1 protein-coding gene is annotated in these 1307 nt (G+C 57.8%); it reads right to left on the bottom strand.

The window, feature by feature from the left end:
• On the bottom strand, positions 1 to 1307 hold a 1307-nt coding region (locus DWY84_RS17120), incomplete at both ends, for an SEL1-like repeat protein (RefSeq protein WP_207665141.1).

Consider the following 1307-nt stretch of genomic DNA (forward strand, 5'->3'; position numbering starts at 1 on the left):
CCCTGCGGCCGCCGATACCCAAAAGCTTGCAGCGCGCCAAGCGCATTTTGCATTTCACACTGCCCAATTTCTCGCCAGTTTCATAGCAGCGGCGCGCTTCCTTTCCGTCCTGCGCAACGACGACGCCGTTTTCATAAAAACGCCCCAACGCCCACCAGGCGCTGTCGTCATTCCCATCGGCAGCTTTGCGGTAATGGGCATACGCCTCAGACAGCTTCCCTGCCTGCTCCAAATGCCATCCCATGTTGTAATCCGCCATGGCTTCGCCCAGCTCCGCCGCGCGGCGATACCATTCCATGGCCGTTTCCAAATCCCGCGGCACGCCCCGTCCCATCGCATAACATTCGCCCAGGCTATTCATGGCAGCCGGATGGTTCTGCTCTGCTGCTCGTTCGTACCAGCAAATTGCCTTTTTCATATCCTGTTCCACGCCTTCGCCGTGGTCGTACTGCCAGCCGAGCTCATACATGTCATCAGCATTTCCGCCCTCGGCGGCAGCAGTATACCAACGGATCGCTTCCGTCATATTTTGTTCCACGCCTTCGCCGTGCTCGTAGCAGCATGCCAGATTATGCATGGATTGCAAATTGCCACACTGTGCGCCCTGCTCATACCATTTTACGGCTTCCTGCCAATTCTGCTCCACGCCATATCCCCTTTTATAGCACCGGCCAAGATTGCACATGGCACTGCCGTTGCCGCCTTCGGCACTGCGGCGATACCAGTAAAACGCCCTGTCTTCGTTCTGTTCCACGCCTTCGCCGCCCTCGTAGCAGCATGCCAGATTATGCATGGATTGCAAATCGCCACACTGTGCGCCCTGCTCATACCATTTTATGGCTTCCTGCCAATTCTGCTCCACGCCATATCCCATTTGATAGCACAAGCCCAGATTGCTCATGCTAACCGGATTGCCGCACTCCGCACTTCTGCGATACCAGGAAAAGGCCTGCTCCCAACTCTGCTCCACGCCGCGGCCCTTTTCATAGCAGCATCCCAGATTATGCATGGATTGCAAATTGCCACACTCCGCACCTCTGCGATACCAGGAAAAGGCCTGCTCCCAACTCTGCTCCACGCCGCAGCCCTTTTCATAGCAGTATCCCAGATCCGTCATTGCCACGCTCACGCCACTCTCTGCCGCCTCGCGGAACCAATGCACAGCATGCTCCCAGTTTTGCTCCACGCCGTCGCCGTATGCATAGCATACGCCCAGCCGGTGCATACCTTCACCGTAACGCTGATACGCCGCCGCGCGCACCCAGTGCATGGCCTCGGCAGCGTCGGCTTCCACGCCGATCCCGTCG

Origin of the sequence: Clostridium sp. AF27-2AA, assembly GCF_003478505.1 — a bacterium.
Taxonomy (GTDB): domain Bacteria; phylum Bacillota; class Clostridia; order Lachnospirales; family Lachnospiraceae; genus Brotaphodocola.